The organism is Aureimonas sp. AU12, assembly GCF_001463705.1.
GTDB lineage: Bacteria > Pseudomonadota > Alphaproteobacteria > Rhizobiales > Rhizobiaceae > Aureimonas.
Genome location: NZ_BBWH01000052.1, coordinates 46,322 through 64,134, shown reverse-complemented (window position 1 = coordinate 64,134; position 17,813 = coordinate 46,322). Strand labels below are relative to the sequence as shown.

At 68.2% G+C, this 17,813-nt stretch carries 17 protein-coding genes; all 17 read left to right on the top strand.

What is annotated here, in order from left to right:
* The coding region (locus AUL33_RS20095; RefSeq protein WP_280137842.1) for a flagellin at nucleotides 1-486 on the top strand (486 nt) is incomplete at its 5' end.
* Between the two features lie 313 nt (nucleotides 487-799).
* A complete protein-coding gene (gene fliF, locus AUL33_RS20090) occupies nucleotides 800-2,497 on the top strand; it encodes a flagellar basal-body MS-ring/collar protein FliF (protein WP_062212690.1) in 1,698 nt (565 codons plus the stop codon).
* A gap of 3 nt (nucleotides 2,498-2,500) precedes the next feature.
* Entirely contained in the window at nucleotides 2,501-3,388 is an 888-nt protein-coding gene (locus AUL33_RS20085; RefSeq protein ID WP_062212669.1) for a hypothetical protein, read from the top strand.
* The gene (locus tag AUL33_RS20080) at nucleotides 3,385-4,518 is read left to right on the top strand and encodes a flagellar motor protein MotB (RefSeq protein WP_062212666.1); all 1,134 of its coding nucleotides are present in this window, start codon (nucleotides 3,385-3,387) and stop codon (nucleotides 4,516-4,518) included. Before AUL33_RS20085 ends, AUL33_RS20080 begins: the two co-directional genes overlap by 4 nt.
* Complete coding sequence (locus AUL33_RS20075; protein WP_062212664.1) at nucleotides 4,515-5,771, top strand: hypothetical protein; 1,257 nt, start codon at nucleotides 4,515-4,517, stop codon at nucleotides 5,769-5,771. Before AUL33_RS20080 ends, AUL33_RS20075 begins: the two co-directional genes overlap by 4 nt.
* Nucleotides 5,768-7,219 carry a flagellar hook-length control protein FliK gene (locus tag AUL33_RS20070; RefSeq protein ID WP_062212661.1) on the top strand — a complete coding sequence of 484 codons (1,452 nt, stop codon included), beginning with the start codon at nucleotides 5,768-5,770 and terminating at the stop codon, nucleotides 7,217-7,219. Before AUL33_RS20075 ends, AUL33_RS20070 begins: the two co-directional genes overlap by 4 nt.
* Nucleotides 7,220-7,853: 634 nt before the next feature.
* The gene (locus AUL33_RS20065) at nucleotides 7,854-8,525 is read left to right on the top strand and encodes a response regulator transcription factor (protein WP_062212658.1); all 672 of its coding nucleotides are present in this window, start codon (nucleotides 7,854-7,856) and stop codon (nucleotides 8,523-8,525) included.
* 193 nt (nucleotides 8,526-8,718) lie between these two features.
* Complete coding sequence (locus AUL33_RS20060) at nucleotides 8,719-10,098, top strand: flagellar hook protein FlgE (protein ID WP_082652767.1); 1,380 nt, start codon at nucleotides 8,719-8,721, stop codon at nucleotides 10,096-10,098.
* Between the two features lie 116 nt (nucleotides 10,099-10,214).
* Entirely contained in the window at nucleotides 10,215-11,660 is a 1,446-nt protein-coding gene (flgK, locus tag AUL33_RS20055) for a flagellar hook-associated protein FlgK (protein WP_062212653.1), read from the top strand.
* Between the two features lie 17 nt (nucleotides 11,661-11,677).
* On the top strand, nucleotides 11,678-12,757 hold the full coding sequence (locus tag AUL33_RS20050) for a flagellar hook-associated family protein (RefSeq protein WP_062212650.1): 1,080 nt from the start codon (nucleotides 11,678-11,680) through the stop codon (nucleotides 12,755-12,757).
* Nucleotides 12,758-12,842: 85 nt separating this feature from the next.
* On the top strand, nucleotides 12,843-13,193 hold the full coding sequence (gene flaF, locus AUL33_RS20045; protein ID WP_062212648.1) for a flagellar biosynthesis regulator FlaF: 351 nt from the start codon (nucleotides 12,843-12,845) through the stop codon (nucleotides 13,191-13,193).
* 4 nt (nucleotides 13,194-13,197) lie between these two features.
* Nucleotides 13,198-13,650 (top strand): flagellar biosynthesis repressor FlbT, encoded by a 453-nt coding sequence (flbT, locus tag AUL33_RS20040; RefSeq protein ID WP_062212644.1) that lies wholly within the window; start codon nucleotides 13,198-13,200, stop codon nucleotides 13,648-13,650.
* Nucleotides 13,651-13,654: 4 nt separating this feature from the next.
* Nucleotides 13,655-14,059, top strand: coding sequence for a flagellar hook assembly protein FlgD (gene flgD / locus AUL33_RS20035; protein ID WP_062212642.1), 405 nt, complete (start codon nucleotides 13,655-13,657; stop codon nucleotides 14,057-14,059).
* Nucleotides 14,060-14,061: 2 nt separating this feature from the next.
* Complete coding sequence (gene fliQ, locus AUL33_RS20030; RefSeq protein WP_062212639.1) at nucleotides 14,062-14,328, top strand: flagellar biosynthesis protein FliQ; 267 nt, start codon at nucleotides 14,062-14,064, stop codon at nucleotides 14,326-14,328.
* A gap of 195 nt (nucleotides 14,329-14,523) precedes the next feature.
* A complete protein-coding gene (gene flhA / locus AUL33_RS20025; protein WP_062212636.1) occupies nucleotides 14,524-16,614 on the top strand; it encodes a flagellar biosynthesis protein FlhA in 2,091 nt (696 codons plus the stop codon).
* The gene (locus AUL33_RS20020; protein ID WP_062212633.1) at nucleotides 16,611-17,366 is read left to right on the top strand and encodes a flagellar biosynthetic protein FliR; all 756 of its coding nucleotides are present in this window, start codon (nucleotides 16,611-16,613) and stop codon (nucleotides 17,364-17,366) included. Before flhA ends, AUL33_RS20020 begins: the two co-directional genes overlap by 4 nt.
* Nucleotides 17,363-17,767 carry a hypothetical protein gene (locus AUL33_RS20015; RefSeq protein ID WP_062212630.1) on the top strand — a complete coding sequence of 135 codons (405 nt, stop codon included), beginning with the start codon at nucleotides 17,363-17,365 and terminating at the stop codon, nucleotides 17,765-17,767. The genes AUL33_RS20020 and AUL33_RS20015 overlap by 4 nt, the downstream gene beginning before the upstream one ends.
* Nucleotides 17,768-17,813 lie beyond the last annotated feature (46 nt).

Below are 17,813 nucleotides of genomic sequence, written 5' to 3'. Positions count from 1 at the left end.
TTGACCAAGGCCGGCGTCCAGGCGACGGTCGCCCTGAGCGGCAGCAATCTTGCCTTCAGCTCCACGGCGACCGGCGGCAGCGCGACGCTGAAGATCAGCGAAGTGTCGGCGGTGGCCGGCGCGGCGACGATCTCGATCGCCGACATGGACATCTCGGCCAACGGCCTGACGTCGAAGGGCGCCATCAGCAAGACGCAGATCTCGGCGGTGCTGTCGTCCTACATCTCGAACGTCAACTCGGCCATCACCAAGGTGACGGAAGCGGCTGCGAACCTCGGTTCGGTCGCCTCGCGCATCGACATGCAGAAGTCGTTCGTCAACACGCTGATGGACACGATCGACAAGGGCGTCGGCAACCTCATCGACGCCGACATGTCGGAAGAGTCCACCAAGCTCCAGGCACTGCAGGTCAAGCAGTCGCTCGGCGTGCAGGCGCTCTCGATCGCCAACCAGTCCTCGCAGAACATCCTGCGTCTGTTCCAGTAATCGAACGGAACGGGCCAGGAGGTTCCCACAGGTGTCGCCGGCCGGCTTTCGGTCGGCGGAACCCGGGGCCGGCTCCCGTCGCACCCTTCGGACCGCAAGGTCCGGAGGGTGTTTTCGTTCGGGGGCCGTGCGATGAGGGGAGGGGACCTCCCGCCCGCCTTTCTCGGCCCGCCCCGGCCGCTGCGATCGCCGGCGGCACGGTGCGCTGCACTCCTCCATCCTTCATCATTCGGTAAGGTCATCACGTCCGCACAAGCTCCAAGCCCCAAGGTGCCGCTATCCCGCTTCACGAAGGCAGATTGCGCGCATGGCGATGGTCGCTCGGGCCGAGGCCCAAAAACTCTTCTCGAACCTCCAGGCGCTCGGCGGTCGCAAGCTCGGCGCGCTCGCGCTGGTGGGTGTCGTGGTCGTCGCCCTCATCGGTCTGGCAGCCTACACGCTGTCCAAGCCGACGATGGAGGTGCTCTATTCCGGCCTCGACCGGACCGACGTGACGCGCATCGGCTCGGCGCTGACGGAGGCGGGCATCGTCTTCGACGTGAACGCGGCGGGAGACACCGTCTCCACCAACTTCTCGCAGACCGCGCCGGCCCGCATGCTGCTCGCCGAAAAGGGCCTGCCGCGCTCCGACAATGCCGGCTACGAGCTCTTCGACACGATGGGCTCGATGGGCCTCACCACCTTCATGCAGGAGGTGACGCGGGTCCGGGCGCTCGAGGGCGAGCTCGCTCGCACCATCCAGACGCTGAAGGACGTGCGCGCCGCCCGCGTCCACATCGTCCTGCCCGAGCAGGGCTCCTTCCGCCGCGAGCAGCAGCCGCCCTCGGCCAGCGTCGTGATCCGCACCGAAAAGGTCGAGGACTTCGCCAACGCGCAGGCCATCCGCCATCTCGTCGCCGCCGCCATTCCCGGCATGAAGGTCGATCAGGTGACGGTGCTCAACACCGACGGCACGCTGCTCGCTTCGGGCGACGACGCGGCATCGGGCGCCACCACCAAGCAGCTCGGCATGGAAGGCATCGTCTCCAACTCGATCGAGGATTCGATCCGCCGCACCCTCTCGCCGTACCTGGGCGTCGGCAACTTCCAGTCGAGCGTCACCGCCCGGCTCGACACCGACCGCCGGCAGACGAACGCGCGCATCTTCGACCCCGAGGGCCGCGTCGAGCGCTCGACCCGCACGGTGCGCGAGACCGGTCAGTCCAACGACACCGCCAACAATGCCGACGCGGCCACCGCCGCGCAGAACGTGCCGCAGGCCCAGCCCCAGACGGCGACGCCCGGCAACTCCTCCACGGAGGCGAAGGACCGACGCGAGGAGCTGACGAACTACGAGATCAACGAAACCACGACGCAGACGATCTCCGATGGCTACGACGTGAAGAAGCTGTCGGTCGCCGTGGTCGTCAACCGCGCCCGGCTCACCGCCACGCTCGGCGAGAACCCGACGCCCGAGCAGCTCGCCACCGCGCTCGCCGAAGTGAAGTCGCTCGTCGCCTCGGCGGCCGGCATTACCGAGGCCCGCGGCGACCAGCTCGAGGTCACCGCCGTGGACTTCGTCTCGAACGGCCAGGATCTAGAGCCGGTGCCCGCGCCGAGCTACGTCGAGATGGTGCTGAAGCAGTCCGGCACGATGGTGAACGCGCTGACGATCCTCGTCGTCGCCGTGCTCGTCATCTGGTTCGGCCTGAAGCCCGCCATCCGCGCCATCGCCGGTCCCTCGGCCTCGCAGAACGGCATGGCCTCGCTCGGCGACGAGTCGATCGAGCTGCGCAACCCGATGCTCGATACGCCCGAGTTCACCGGCATCCCCGGCGCCATGAACTTCTCGGAGGATCTGGCGGCCTCGCTCGGATACGGCGACGCGGCGAATTCCGACGACCTCCTCGACGAACTCACCCGCAACCGTGCCAACTCGCCGAAGGTCCGCCTCGAGAAGCTCGTCGACTTCGACGAGAACCAAGCGGCGGCCATCCTCAAGCAGTGGATCCACCAGAAAGAGGCGGCCTAAGCCATGACCCCCCTGTCGCAGTTTCTGTCCGACCAGTCCGACGACGAGTTCGTGCCGCTGCGCCCGCAGGCCCAGCGCCGGCCGGCTCCCGCCCCGATCCGCGCCTTCGAGGCCGGCCTGCCGCGCGTCGCGGCGCCGAGCCTCGCCCCGAAGCCGGCCGCCGCCTACAAGACGGCCCCGGCCCCGGCCGCGCCGCGGGCGAGCGCCCCGCTCACCGTTCCCTCGCGCCCCGTGGCGGCGGCCATGCCGCTGCGCGCCGCCCCGGCGCCGCTGCGCCCGGTCACCGAGCCCCGCGTGCCGCTGCGCGAACTGGAGGCCGAGCGCCAGGCGCGCGCCGCCGACCGGGTCGCCTTCCAGGAGCAGCTCGACGTCGCGGTGGACGAGGCCCGCCGCGAGGGCGAGGTGCAGGCCGACACGATCCGCCAGGATCTGGAGCGCGTCACCGAGGCGCGGCTCGAGGAGATGCGCGCGCAGCTGCTGGGCGAGCATGCCGCGGCCATCGCCGAGACGCGCCGCGTCTGGGTGGAGGCCGAGGGCGACCGTCTCGCCGACCTCGTGATCCTGCAGATGGCGGTGTTCGAGGACGCGCTGAAGACGACGCTGAACGCGCTGCTGCGCCCGCTCGTGCTCGACGCCCGCAAGCGCCAGACCGTGGACGAACTTGCCGGCGCGGTGAAGACCATCGCCTTCGACGGCAGCGCGGTGAAGATCGCCGCATCCGGCCCGAGCGATCTCCTCAACGCCCTCGAGACCAAGCTCGGCGACCACGCGCGCCACGTCTCCTTCGACGCCGACGAGACGCACACCGACGTGCGCATCGACGCCAACCAGACCGTCATCGAGACGCGGCTCGCAGCCTGGCTGAAGGCCGTGGAGGAGGCTCTTTCGTGAGCGGCACGGGCACACTCCACGAACAGCCGATCATCATCGTCCGGCGCTCGGGCGAGATCGAGGACGGCCATCACGGCGGCGCCTGGAAGATCGCGTTTGCCGACTTCATGACGGCGATGATGGCGTTCTTCCTCGTGATGTGGCTGACCTCGGTGTCGGACGACGCCACGAAGAAGCAGATCGCGCAGTATTTCAACCCGATCGAGCTGAACAGCGACGTGCCGCCGACCGACGGGCTCGTGAAAAGCGACGTCGCGCCGACACAGCCACCCGCGCCCGCCGAGCCCGCCACCGGCCCCAACGCCCAGCCCGGCCAGCCGGGCGGCAAGCCCGTCGGCGGTTCGGCCGAGGGCGGCGAGGATCAGGCGCTGTTCCGCGACCCCTATGCCGTGCTCGCCGAGATCGTCGCCGAAGGCGGACCCGCCGTGAAGGAGGGCACCGCGCAGGGCAAGCCGAACGGCTCTGGACTTCCCGGGCTCAACGGCGGCGACGCCTATCGCGATCCGTTCGACCCGACCTCCTGGCAGCTCCAGCCCAACGTCATGGCCAACGGTGCCGCGCCGACGCAGCCGGCCGTGGCCGACGATTTCGCCACGATCGCCAGCGTTCCGGCAGCCCCGCCCGCACCCGTTGCCCCCGTGACCGCCGCCAGCGCCGCGACCGAAGATGCCGCCAAGCTCGAACGCCAGATCCAGGCGGGCGATCCCGCCGGCGACGTCGCCGACGTTGCGGTGAAGGCCGGCGATCCCGGCACCGGCACCGTGACCATCTCGCTCGCCGACACGCTGGACACCGGCATGTTCCAGATCGGCTCGGCCAAGCCGACCGCCGACGCGATCCGCCTGATGGAGAAGATCGCGGCGATCCTGAAGGACCGTCCCGGCACGATCGTCATCCGAGGCCACACCGACGCGCGTCCCTATGGCAGCGCCGGGGGCGAGACCGACAACTGGCGCCTGTCCACCTCGCGTGCCCACATGGCCTATTACATGCTCATGCGCGGAGGGCTCGACGACAATCGCGTCGAGGCGATCGAAGGCGTCGCCGACCGCCAGCCGAGCGATCCCGCCGATCCGGAAGCCTCGAGCAACCGGCGCATCGAGATCCTTCTGAAAGAACCCAAGGCGTGAAGCGGATCGCGGGACTGGCGGCCCTTGCCCTGATCCTCGCTGCGGGCGTCGCCCATGCGGAAGAGGCCGCATCCGCCGGCGGCCACGGCGCCCCGGCGGCCGAAGCACCGGCCGAAGCCGGGGCGGCGGCGCTCCCGGCCGCGCCGCTCGACCCCAAATGGACGCGCACCCGCACGCCCATGCCCTTCGACGTCATGCGCTCGGTGCAGTTCCTGCAGGACCAGGTGGCGCGCGGCAACGACCGGGCGATCCGCGTGCAGGCGCTGCTCCTGCGCCGTTTCGGGCGCACCTTCATCGAGGCCGATCCGGCGGTGTGGCAGGATCCGCGCAACTTCCGCGCCGCAATTCTCTTCACGCTCAGCGGCGGCTCGCCCGAGGTGCTCGACCGCCTGTCGCGCGAAAAGCTCTTCGACGAGGCGCAGACGCCGCTCGTCGATGCGGCCCGCGCCTATGCGCGAAACGATCTCGCCGTCGCCTCGAAAGGGCTGAACGCCCTGGATCTGGACGGGCTGGAGCCGGTGCTCGCAGCGCAGATCAGCCTCGTGATGGGCCAGATCGCGCAGGTCGATCACCCCGCCGACGCGGTGCCCCATCTCGATCGCGCGCGGCTGCTGGCGCCCGGCACGCTCATCGAGGAGGCCGCGCTGCGGCTGGAGGCGATGCTCGTCGACGGGCTGGGCCAGCACGAGATCGCCGACCGGCTGGCGCGCCAGTATTTCGACCGCTACGCCGCATCCTCCTATGCCGCCAATTTCGAGGCCCGCTTCGGCGCGATCTTCGCCGCGCGCGCCGATGCCGACCCCGCCAAGGCGCTGGCCTCGATGGCCGACGTCATCGCCGGGCTTCCCGATCCCCGGCAGGCCCGGCTGTTCCTGGCGGTGGGCCGCCGCTCCCTCGTGCAGGGCAATCTCGTCTTCGCCAACCAGGCCTCGGCCCGCGCTCTCGCGCTGTCCGGGCTGCCCGACGCCGACCGGGCGCGCGGCGGGCTCTACGAGATCGCCTCGCGCCTCGGCACCTCCGATCCGCAGGCCGCACGCGCCGGTCTCGACGGGCTCGACCGCAGCCTCCTTCATCCCGAAGACGCCAAGCTGCTCGACGCCGCCTATTCGGTGCTCGGCTCGATCGATGCACCGGTCGAGACCGCGTCGGTCGAAGTCGCGCCGACGGCCGTGCCCTCCGCCCCATCCGTGCTCGCGCGCGCCGAGCAGGCGATCGCCGGCGCCTCTCAGGATCTCAAGCAGTCCCAACCATGAAGATCGATCTCGTGTCCGTGACCATCGACAAGGATGCCGGCGGCGCCAAATCGCCGCTGCGCGACGACAGCGCACGCAGCGAGCAGGGTCGGGCGTTCGACCAGGCCGTGCAGGGCGCCGCTCCCGGCCGCCAGAAGGGCGATCCGGCCAAGGCCAGGGCCGACGCCTCCAGCCCCGACGAGACCGCGAGCGAACCCGCGGCCGAGGACGAGATCGCGGCGAAGGGCACCGAGGGCGCGGGTGCGACGACCCCCGCCGCCGATGCCCGCACGCTTCAGGCGCTTCTCGGCCTTCTGGGGACGCAGGCACAGGCCGCGGCCCGGCTCGCCGCAGAAACCAAGGCGGGCGACGGCGAGGCGGCGGCGGATGGCGATGCCGATCTCGCGGCCTCCCTGCGTGCGGCAGCCGTCCTGACCGGCGGCACCGGCGAGGCTGGTGAAGGGACGGCGAAGCCGACGAAGGCACTGCGCCTCGATGTCCTCCACATGGAAACCCATTTCGAGCCGCATCAGGATGGCATGGTGCTCGTCTCGGGCGAGGCGTCGAAGGCCTCGGCCTCCGACGCGCTGGTCGCCGGAAAGCTGGCGAGCGAGGGCGCCGACCGTCTCGTCGCCCTGCTCGGCGAGGGCACCAGGAAGAGCGCGGCGACGACGGACGCGGCCAAGGCCGATCCGCTGACTGGCGGCACCACGGACGAGGGCGATGCGGCCGGGGCGCCGGCGGTCCGCCTTCGCTTCGACGAGGCGCTGGCGCAGCTTGGCCGCGGCGATCGCGACGGCGCGGGCGCGGGACGTGGCGGATCCGCGGCGGCCGACATTGCCGCCGCCAAGGCCGAGGCGCGCAGCACCGAGAAGACGGCAGCGTCCTCGACGCCCGCGCTGCCCGGCGCCGGCGGCTTGGCGACGCAGGTCGCCGGCCCGATCCTCGATGCCCTCGGCCCGGCCCCGGCCGCCCCCGGCACGCCCTCCAGCGCACCGGGCGAGGCGCATCTGCGCATGCGCGCCGGCGGTGCGGCGATGAAGACGCTGACGATCCAGCTCCAGCCCGAGCATCTGGGAACGCTGGAGGTCTCTATGCGCCTCACCGACGGCAAGCTGACGCTGGAACTGGCCGCGAGCCAAGCCGACACGGCGGTTCTTCTCGCCGACGATCGCGGCACGCTCCGCAAGGTGCTCGAACATGCCGGCTTCTCGCTCGACGATGCCGCGATCACCGTGGTGACGCGCGACGCCGCGCCCGCAGCCTCGCGCTCGGCCGACAGCGGCAGCGCCGGCAGCGGCAAGCAGGGTTCGGACGCCCGCTCCTCCGATCCGCAGTCGCAGCGCGGCGCGAATGGCGAGGGCGCTCCGGGGCGGGGATCGCGCGGCGAGACCGGGCGTCAGCCCGGCGAAGGGCCGGCGCGGGATATCCCGTCGCTCGAACGCCGCTCGGGCGCCCACTACCTCTAGGCGCCCACTACCTCTAGGCGCCCACCCCTCTCTAGGCGCTCTGCGAACCCATTCCGGCGGCGTCCTCGCATGCCCCGGGATGGCGCTCGTCGCGGTCCCGGTGCAGGCATGGCCGCCCGATCCCGCCGTTTCTCCATCGTCTTTCCGACTTCGATCATCGAGCGGCTCCGCATCGACCCTGCGGCGGCTCCCGTTAGACTTCATCCCGCCGAGACCGATCCAGTGCCCGGGCCTTGCCCGCTCGCCGCGATCCATCCGAAATGCGCCGTGCGCCTTCGTCTTCGGCAGCTTGCGGGCCTTTCGAAACCCTTCGCTCTTCCTCATCGACGATCGGCCCGTCAGCCCTTGCGTGGCCGCGCCGCCACAGCCGGACTTTGTCGGAGGCTTGCGCGATAAACGTTCAGGTTGCATCGCTGCAAGCTTGACGACAGGCGCGTGCGCTAGAGGTTTTTTCGAAGGCCAATGGAACTTTAATCGGCCTTAACAGATTGGCGCAAGCTCCTGACATTGCATCAGGTTTGAGGCAAGGTCGTAACGTCCCGTTAACCCTATAGTGATTTTTGGGGATGGCTCGATTCGGCTCCGAGCGGTTATCTTTTCCCTAACGAAACGCAAGACATGCGGCGGGGCCAAGATGATCGTAGTTGTGGACAATCGTGAGCTGGTCACGAACGGTTACAAGTCTCTCTTCGGTACGGAAGGCGTTTCCTCGGCCGGGTTCGGCGTCGAAGAGTTCCGCGACTGGGTCGAGACCGCGTCCGACACCGACATCTCCGCCGTCGAGGCTTTCCTGCTCGGCGACTTCCCCGAGCGCTCCACCTTCACCCGCCTCGTGCGGTCTCGCTCCGCGGCGCCGATGATCGCGCTGGCCGAGGCGAAGGCCCTCAATTCCACCCTCGATCTCTTTGCCGCCGGCATCGACGACGTCGTCGCCAAGCCGGTCCACGTCAAGGAGATCCTGGCCCGGGTCGGCGCCATCCGCCGCCGCGAGGTCGCCATCGACCGCAACCGCACCTCGGCCGACGAGATCTGCGTCTTCTCCGACGGCCGCGACGCCGAAGTCGCCGGCCAGCCGATGGTCCTGCCGCGCCGCGAGCGCCGCATCCTGGAATATCTGGTCGCCAATAAGGGCCGCCGCGTCTCCAAGCAGCAGCTGTTCAGCGCCATCTACGGCATCTTCGACGAGAACGTCGAAGAGAACGTCATCGAAAGCCACATCTCGAAGCTGCGCAAGAAGCTCAAGATGCGCCTCGGCTACGATCCGGTCTCGTCGAAGCGCTACCTCGGCTACGGCATCGGCGTCTGACACGCGAGCCTGGTCCGAACCTTCCTGCCCCATCGATCCCAACTCAAGTAACCCGGCGCCTAGCGTCGGGTTTTTCTTTGAGTTGTTAATAAATACTTAATAAACTAAATAACTTAATCTGGATGATGGCAGCTTCGGGCAAGGCTGCGGACCTATCCTTTAGTGCAATCTGAGAAGCGGACAAGGAGCAGGCATGAGCATCGGCGGCCTAATGCGCACGAGTGTTTCCGGTATGAACGCCCAGGCGACCCGCCTCAGCGCCGTATCCGAGAACATCGCGAATTCCAACACCAACGGCTACAAGCAGACGACGACCGAGTTCTCGTCGCAAGTGCTTGCCCATAGCGGCGGCCAGTACAATTCGGGCGCCGTGGATGCCAACGTGCGCACCCTCGTCTCCGAGCAGGGCGGCCTGACCTACACCGCCAACGCGTCGAGCTCGAAGAAGATCGACCTCGCGATCCAGGGCAACGGCTTCCTCGTGGTCGGCGACGGCCGCGGCGGCAACTTCCTCACCCGCGCCGGCTCCTTCACGCAGCAGGCCGACGGCACGCTGGTCAACGCGGCCGGTTTCACGCTTCAGGGCTACCCGGTCACGGCTGGCGGCACCGACGCCGTGCTGAACGGATATGCCGGCCTGAAGGACGTCAACATGAGCGCGGCGCTTCTCAGCGCCAACCCGACGACCTCGGGCACGCTGAGTGCCAACCTCGACAAGAGCAGCACGATCGTTGCCGCTGCCGAGCTTCCCTCTGCCAGCACCGTGGCCGGCGCGAAGGTCAGCCCGACGTCGTCGAGCTCGATCGCCACCTACGACAACTCGGGCAAACCGGTTAAGCTCGACGTCTATTACACGAAGATCGCGGACGCGACGGCTACGGAAGGCGACAAGTGGGAAGTCGCCATCTTCAACGCGGCTGACGCTTCGCCGGCCACGGGCACCGGCGCTTCGACGACGGCTCCGTTTCCCTACACGGGAGGCGCCCTCAGCGTCACGACGATGACGTTCGATCAGTCGACCTCCAAGCTCGCGAGCCTTCAATCGACGAAGCCCGCAGGTGCCGTCGCTGCCGTCAATACGACAGCGCGGGACGGGTTCATCAATGTCGATCTGTCCGGCGCCAACGGCCAGAACATCAAGCTGAACGTCAGCGACTTCACATCCTTCACGAAGGCCTACCTGCCGCTCGCGGCCAAGGTGGACGGCAACCCCGCCGAGGTCATCGACAAGGTCTCGATCGGCACCAACGGGACGATCACGGCGACCTTCACTTCGGGCACGACGCGCGATCTCTTCAAGATCCCGTTGGCCATGGTCGCGGCACCCGACAACATGGAAGCGCTGGCAGGCAACGTCTACAATGCCGGCGTCGAGTCCGGCACGGTGCTCATGGGCTTCGGCGGCTCGGGTGGTCTCGGCGACCTGATCTCGGGCGCGCTGGAGAATTCCACCGTCGATCTCGCCTCCGAGCTGACGACGATGATCGAGTCGCAGCGCTCCTATACGGCCAATTCGAAGGTCTTCCAGACCGGCTCGGAAATCATGGACGTTCTCGTCAACCTCAAGCGTTGACGCGCCCGGCAGCCCGTTCGCGGGCGGCCGCTTCTTCTTCGTAGCCGCTTTCGCCGCGCCGCACGCCCCAGCGACGGCCGGCCGTCACGACCCCTCCTTGCCCGCGGACGCCCCCCATGACGCTTTCGTCTGCCCTCAACACCGCGACCTCCTCGCTCGCCGCCACGCAGACGCAGACCGCGATCGTCTCGCGCAACGTCGCCAACGTGAACGCGGCCGGCGCGACGCGCAAATACGCCAACGTCGTCACCGGGATGGACGGCCGCGTCGAGGTGCGCTCCGTCTCGCAGTCGCAGAACAGCGCCCTGTTCCGCAACATGCTGGACACCACCTCCGCGGTGCAGGCCTCGTCCGTGGTGGCCGGAGGGCTCGACCGGATCAGCGAAGTGATCGGCGACACCGACGCCGCCGGCTCGCCGGCCGCGCTCGTCGCCAAGCTCTCCGACGCGCTCCAGACCTACGCCACGACGCCGGGCAACCAGGGCTTCGCCAGCGCCGCCGTCTCGGCCGCACAGAATCTCGCCACCGGCCTCAACCAGGCCAGCACCACGGTCGACCAGATCCGCCGCGACGCCGACGACGAGTTGAGCCTCGCCGCCGACGACATGAACAAGATCCTCGGCAACATCGAGACGCTGAACCGCCGGATCGTGTCCGGCACGATCGGCGGCACCGACGTCACCGACGAGGTCGACAAGCGCGACATCGAGATCGCCAAGCTCGCCACCTATGTCGGCGTCAACGTCCAGTCGCGCGGCGACAACGACGTGGTGATCTACACCGACTCCGGCGTCACCATGTTCGACCGCACGGCGCGTCCGGTCGAGTTCGCCAAGACCTATCCGCTGGCACCCGGCCAGACCGGTAACGTCCTGCGCATCGACGGCACGGTGGTGACCGGCGACAACGCCTATATGGGCATCTCCACCGGCAAGGTCGCCGGCCTCGTGGAACTGCGCGACAAGGCGACGGTCACCTTCCAGGCCCAGCTCGACGCGGTGGCGGGCGGGCTGATTGCGGCCTTCGCCGAGACGCACACGGTGGCGGGAACGCAGACCGCCGGCGTCTTTACCGACGCAAGCTTCACCGGCAACCTCGTCACCGCCGCGGATCTCGCCAAGCCCGGTCTTGCCGGTCGTATCAGCGTCGCGGCCGCGGTCATCGCCGATCCCTCAAAGATCCGCGACGGCGTCGATCCGACGGCCGACGCGATGGCGGGCTCGGGCGCCGCCGGCTTCTCGGGCCGTATCCTGAAGCTTCAGACGGCGCTCAACGCCGAGCGCACCTTCACCGCCGCCGGCGCCGACCCGAAGGGCTCGATCGCCGTCTTCGCGGCCTCCTCGATGGGCTGGCTGCAGGCGCAACGCGCCGAGAAGACCGCCGACACCGACTACCAGCGGACCCTTCTCGAGAAGACGCAGACGACCCTCTCGAACGAGACCGGCATCGATCTCAACACCGAGCTGACGCATCTCCTCGACCTGCAGCGGTCCTTTCAGGCCTCGTCCAAGATCATTTCCACCGTCGACCAGATGATGGCGGCCCTACTCCAGTCCATCTGACCGAGGATCGATCCGACATGAGCATCTCCAGCCTCACCCTCAGCAATTTCTCGCGCGCCTCGATCCAGAAGATCCAGTCGCAGATCCTCGACGCCAACAAGGAGTTCACGAGCGGTCGGCACGCCGATGTCGGCCTGACCCTCGGGCGCCTGACGAGCAACACGATCACCTACCGGGCGCAGGACTCGAGCATCGAGCGCACGCTGGAATCCAACAAGCTCGTGAGCTTCCGACTGGAGTCGACGCAGGACACGCTCGATGCCGTGCGCGCCACGGGCGAAAAGCTCCAGTCGACCTTCATCACCGGTGTCGCCACCCCGGCGGGCACCGCCGCGCTGGTGACCGAGGCGACGAACGCCATGCAGCAGTTCGTCGGCCTCCTCAACACCTCGGACTCCGGCCAGTATCTGTTCTCGGGCACGCAGAGCGACGTTCAGCCGATGACCGACGGGTCTGCGGCGGTCAGCACCGCCTTCGACGCGTTCCTCGCGGTCGCCGGCACGGGCGGCACGCCGGTGACGCGGGCGACGGTCTCGAAGGACGCGCTCAGCCAGTACTTCTCGTCCACCGGCTACACCGCCGGCGGCAACACCTATCGCTACGACGATCTCTTCAACGACGCGGTGGGGACGACGCCCGGCGACACCAGCTGGAACCCGGCCTTCTCCAAGGTCGACGGCGACATCGCGCAGGTCCGCATCTCGAAGACCGAGACGATCGGCACCTCCGTCAGCGTCAACGATCCGGCGATCCGCAAGACGGCTGCGGCCTATGCGATGATCACCGCGCTCGGGATCTCGGATATGGGCACCGAGGCCCGCGCCGTGGTGGCCAAGGCCGCCGCCGAGAAGCTGGCAAGCGGCATGACCGGCATCGTCAACCTGTCGGCCGAGGTCGGCGCGCGCGAGACGCGGGTCGAGGCCGCCAACACGGCGCTGACCAAGCAGCAGGACATCGTCAAGGCGTCCTACGAGAACCTCGAAGGCGTCGACCAGACCGAGGCGTCGCTGCGCATCACCACGCTCAAGACCCAGCTCGAGGCCTCCTTCGCGGTCACCGGCAAGCTCCAGGGCCTTTCCATCCTCGACTACATCTGACCCCGGCGGCGGGCGCTGGCCCGCGGCGATCACCTTCAACCCTGAACAAGGGGGCATGATTGCCCCGCCGCTTTGAGGAATGGGAATGTATCAGTTCTCCTACGCCGAGGTTGCCCAGGAAAGCTCGGCGACCGCGCGCGATCGCGAACACGAGGCCTTCGGCCACATGATCGAGTCGCTGAAGCGCGCCGAGGCCGCCGGTCCCCGCTCGCGCGAGGCGATCGACGCGATCCACGTGACGCGCAACCTCTGGTCGGTTCTGGTGGAAGACCTCGCCAGCCCCGAGAACGTGCTTCCCGAAGAGCTGCGCGCCGGCCTCATCTCGATCGGCCTCTGGGTCATGCGCGAGGCCGAGGCCATCCGGCTCGGCCGCGTCCAGAGCTTTGCGGCGATGATCGAGGTCACGACGATGATCCGCGACGGTCTGGAGGCCTGATCCCATGTCCACCCTTCGCATCACGCTGCGCGCGGGAGAACGCATCTTCGTCAACGGCGCCGTCATGCGCGTCGACCGCAAGACGCATCTGGAATTCATGAACGACGTGACGTTCCTTCTGGAAAGCCACGTGATGCAGGCCGCCGACGCCAACACGCCGCTGCGCCAGCTCTACTTCGTCGTCCAGCTGATGCTGATCGACCCGGCGGGCGCCGCCGAGGCGCGCGCCGTGTTCGAGCGCACCTACCCCGCGCTGCTCGCCGCCTTCGCCGGCGTCGAGATCCGCTCCGGGCTGCAGGACGTCGCCGACCTCGTGGGCCGCGAGCGCAATTTCGAGGCGCTGAAGCGCCTGCGGACGATCATTCCCCTCGAAGACGACATCCTGGCCGGCGAGAGCGCCGGTCTTCCCCCGGTCGAAGCGCCCGCACGCGTGCCGATCGCCGTTGGAGCCCGCTGAGCCCATGTCCAACATTTCCGCCGTCTCGGGCGCCAGCGCCGCGAGCGCCGCCACCGCCACGTCGAGCGAGATCAAGACCGGTCTCGACTACAACGCCTTCCTGCAGCTCCTCGTCGCGCAGATGAAGAACCAGGATCCGCTGAACCCCACCGATCCCACCCAGCAGATGAGCCAGCTCGCCTCGTTCTCGAACGTCGAGCAGTCGATCAAGCTGAACCAGAAGCTCGAGGCGATGACTACGCTGACGGCGCTGACGCAGGCCAACTCCCTGATCGGGCGCACCGTCACCTCCGGCGACAAGTCGGTCACCGGCGTCGTCAAGTCGATCCAGGTCACCTCCGACGGCACCATCGCCACGCTCGCCACCGGCAAGACCGTGACACTCGATACCGGCGTGAAGGTCGAATAGCCATGAACGAGGCTGACGCCATCGACATCGTCCAGTCCGCGATCTGGACCGTGGTCATCGCCTGCGGCCCCGCGGTCGGCGGCGCCATGCTGGTGGGTATCGTCATTGCGCTGTTCCAGGCGCTGACGCAGATCCAGGAGGTGACGCTCACCTTCGTGCCGAAGATCCTGGCGATCTTCGTCATCATCGCCTTCACGGCGTCCTTCACCGGGGCGCAGGTCTACGCTTTCACGCAGGAAAGCTTCTCGCGCATCGAACACGGCTACTGATCGTATTCGAAGGCATCGAGCCGTCGTCAGGCGCCCCCCGGTCCGACCGGTGGGGCGCCTTTTTCGTTTTGCGGCGCAAGGGGGCGGCGAGGGGGGCAACGCCCGCCAGCCCGGCACCAGTCCGATGGAGAATAAAGCATTAACGATCGGGTGAGGTTTGCCCGCCCGGTCCTCTTGTTCCCAGGAGCTTGCCGCATGTCGGTCGACACGCTGAAACTCGCGCCCCCGCTGCCGAAATCCTCGATGCGCGACATCGGCTTCGCCGTCGGCATCGTGGCGATGCTCGCGGTGCTGTTCGTGCCGATCCCGGCCTTCCTCATCGATGCCGGGCTGGTGATCTCGATCGCGCTGTCGATCCTCATCCTGATGGTGGCGCTGTGGATCGAGCGCCCGCTCGACTTCTCGGCCTTTCCGACCGTGCTGCTGCTCGCCACGATGCTGCGCCTGTCGCTGAACATCGCGACGACCCGCGTCATCCTCTCCAACGGCGACCAGGGCCACAACGCCGCCGGCTACGTCATCGGCGGCTTCTCGCAGTTCGTGATGGGCGGCGACTTCGTCATCGGCATCGTCGTCTTCATCATCCTGATCACCGTCAACTTCCTCGTCATCACCAAGGGCGCCACGCGTATCGCCGAAGTCGGCGCACGCTTCACCCTCGACGCCATCCCCGGCAAGCAGATGGCGATCGACGCCGATCTCTCGGCCGGCCTCATCGACGAGAAGCAGGCGCAGTCGCGCCGCCGCGAACTGGAAGAGGAATCCTCCTTCTTCGGATCGATGGACGGTGCCTCGAAGTTCGTGCGCGGCGACGCCATCGCCGGCCTCATCATCACCGCCGTCAACATCTTCGGCGGCATCATCATCGGCGTCACCCGCCACGAGATGGACGCGGCCCACGCCGCCGACGTCTTCGTCAAGCTCTCGGTCGGCGACGGTCTCGTCACGCAGATCCCCGCGCTCGTGGTGTCGCTCGCTGCCGGCCTTCTCGTCTCGAAGGGCGGCACGCGCGGCGCCGCCGAGCAGGCGATCATGACGCAGCTCGGGCACTATCCCCGCGCGCTGATGGTCGCCGCCGCGCTTCTCGGTATCCTGGCGCTGCTGCCGGGCCTGCCCTTCATGCCCTTCGCGATCGTCGCCGCTGGTCTGGCCGCGCTCGGCACGATCATCCCGCGCCGGCGCGCCGACGAGCGCCAGCGCGAACACACCGCCAAGCGCGAGCAGGACGAGCGGACCGTCGAGGCCGAGCGCCAGTCGGTGAAGGAGTCGCTTCGCATCATCGAGGTCGAGCTGGTGCTCGGCAAGCAGGTCGCGGCGCACCTGTCCTTCTCGCGCGACGAGCTGGCCAGCCGCGTCCAGAAGATGCGCCGCCGCTTCGCCTCGCGCTACGGCTTCGTCATCCCCGAGATCAAGCTGTCGGACGATCTCTCCATCGATTCCAAGTCCTATGCGATCAAGGTCCACGGCACGACGGTGGCGAGCCAGCCGCTGCGGCTCGGCGACCTCCTCATCGTGCTCGGCGAGGCGCCGACGCCCGACATTCCGCACGACCTGACGAAGGAGCCCGCCTTCGGCCTTCGCGCCGCCTGGATCTCCGACACCTTCGCCGCCGCCGCCCGCCGGGCCGGGTTCGAGCCGGTGGACACGCTGTCGATCGTCCTGACGCATCTTTCGGAAGTCCTGCGCAACAATCTGGCCCATCTCCTCTCCTACAAGGACATGCGCGCGCTGCTCGACCGGCTCGAGCCCGAGTACAAGCGCCTCATCGACGAGATCGTGCCGGCCCACATGTCGCATTCGGGGCTGCAGGCGGTGCTGAAGCTGCTGCTGGCCGAGCGCGTCTCGATCCGCAACCTGACGCTCATCCTCGAGGCCATCGCCGAGATCGCACCGCACGTGCGCCGCTCCGAGCGCATCGTCGAGCACGTGCGCACCCGCATGGCGCAGCAGATCTGCGGCGATCTCCTGCATAACGGCCAGCTCGGCGTGCTGCGCCTGGGCAACCGCTGGGACCTCGCCTTCCACCAGGCGCTCAAGCGCGATCCGAAGGGCGACGTGGTGGAGTTCGACATCGACCCGCGCCTCGTCGAGCAGTTCGCGACGGAAGCCTCGAAGGTCATCCGCGAGAAGACCGACCAGGGCGAGAACTTCGTGCTCGTCGCCTCGCCGGATGCGCGCCCCTACGTGCGGATGATGATCGAGCGCATCTTCGTCAACCTGCCGGTGCTCTCGCATCTGGAAATTGCGCGCGGCGTCGACATCAAGGCGCTGGGTTCGATCTCGTGACGCCGGAGACCGAGGCCACGATCCTGGCGGTCTTCCTCGTCTTCTGCCGGATCGGCTCCTGCCTGATGCTGCTGCCCGGCTATTCGAGCGTGCGCATTCCCTCGCAGGTCCGCCTCTTCATCGCCTTCGCCGTGGCGCTCGCCGTCTCGCCCCGGCTGATGCCGCAGATCGTGCCGCTGGTGCGCGACGCCGCAGACGACGTGCGCATCGCCATGATGGTGGGCGAGCTCTTCAACGGCCTCCTCATCGGGCTGCTGGGCCGCGTCTTCATGATCGCGCTGCAGTTTTCGGGCTCGATCGTCGCCAACTCGATCGGCATGGGCCAGACCCTCGGCGTGCCGATGGAGGACCAGGAGGCGGTGCCGGCCCTCGTCTCGCTGATCACGCTGACGGCGACGGTGATGATCTTCTCGCTCAACCTCCATGCCGAGATCGTCAACGCGCTCATCGCCTCCTACAAGGCGATGCCCGTCGAGATGGGCTTCTCGATCCGCTCCGGGCTGAACTCGCTCGTCGACAATCTCGACGAGACCTTCAAGCTGTGCCTGCGCATCGCCAGCCCGTTCGTCGTCTATGCCGTGGTGGTCAACTTCGCCATCGGCCTCGCCAACAAGATGACGCCGCAGATCCCGGTCTACTTCATCTCGCTGCCCTTCGTGCTGGCGGGCGGGCTGGTCCTCCTCGGCATCTCGGTCGGCGACTTCCTCACCCTCTTCATCGACGGCTTTCGCGCCTGGGTCCTGTTCGGATGAGCGGGGGCAGCCGTGCCGACCGGCTCGCCCGCGTCCTCGCGGTGCAGGAGCAGAAGCGCAAGCTGGAGGAATGGCGCCTCGCCGAGGCGGTCCGAGAGGAACAGCGCCTGCAGGAGAACGAGCGCGAACTGCTGGAAACGCTCGGCAACCAGTCGCTGATGCACGGGCTCTTCCTCGACGCCAAGGTCTCGGCGCTGCGGCGCAACGACGAGGCGCTCGGCAAGACGCGCGAGCATCAGGGTGTCGTGCGCGAGGCGCTGAAGCTCGCCGCCACCGCCGAGAAGCGGCTGGAGCGCGCCAGCGCCAAGGCGCGGGCCGCGGAGCGCAACGCGCGCGAGCGCAGCGACCTGCTTCTCGCCCTCGACGACCATCTCGCCGCCAGAGCATCGGACGATCGATAGGTCCTATCGGTCATCCGATGCTCAAGGGCCGCAAGTTTCGAATAAG

Coding starts and splice junctions, on each gene's coding strand:
- fliF (WP_062212690.1), top strand. CDS start 800: ATGGTCGCTCGGGCCGAGGCCCAAAAACTCTTCTCGAACCTCCAGGCG.
- AUL33_RS20085 (WP_062212669.1), top strand. CDS start 2,501: ATGACCCCCCTGTCGCAGTTTCTGTCCGACCAGTCCGACGACGAGTTC.
- AUL33_RS20070 (WP_062212661.1), top strand. CDS start 5,768: ATGAAGATCGATCTCGTGTCCGTGACCATCGACAAGGATGCCGGCGGC.
- AUL33_RS20065 (WP_062212658.1), top strand. CDS start 7,854: ATGATCGTAGTTGTGGACAATCGTGAGCTGGTCACGAACGGTTACAAG.
- AUL33_RS20060 (WP_082652767.1), top strand. CDS start 8,719: ATGAGCATCGGCGGCCTAATGCGCACGAGTGTTTCCGGTATGAACGCC.
- flgK (WP_062212653.1), top strand. CDS start 10,215: ATGACGCTTTCGTCTGCCCTCAACACCGCGACCTCCTCGCTCGCCGCC.
- AUL33_RS20050 (WP_062212650.1), top strand. CDS start 11,678: ATGAGCATCTCCAGCCTCACCCTCAGCAATTTCTCGCGCGCCTCGATC.
- flaF (WP_062212648.1), top strand. CDS start 12,843: ATGTATCAGTTCTCCTACGCCGAGGTTGCCCAGGAAAGCTCGGCGACC.
- flbT (WP_062212644.1), top strand. CDS start 13,198: ATGTCCACCCTTCGCATCACGCTGCGCGCGGGAGAACGCATCTTCGTC.
- flgD (WP_062212642.1), top strand. CDS start 13,655: ATGTCCAACATTTCCGCCGTCTCGGGCGCCAGCGCCGCGAGCGCCGCC.
- fliQ (WP_062212639.1), top strand. CDS start 14,062: ATGAACGAGGCTGACGCCATCGACATCGTCCAGTCCGCGATCTGGACC.
- flhA (WP_062212636.1), top strand. CDS start 14,524: ATGTCGGTCGACACGCTGAAACTCGCGCCCCCGCTGCCGAAATCCTCG.
- AUL33_RS20015 (WP_062212630.1), top strand. CDS start 17,363: ATGAGCGGGGGCAGCCGTGCCGACCGGCTCGCCCGCGTCCTCGCGGTG.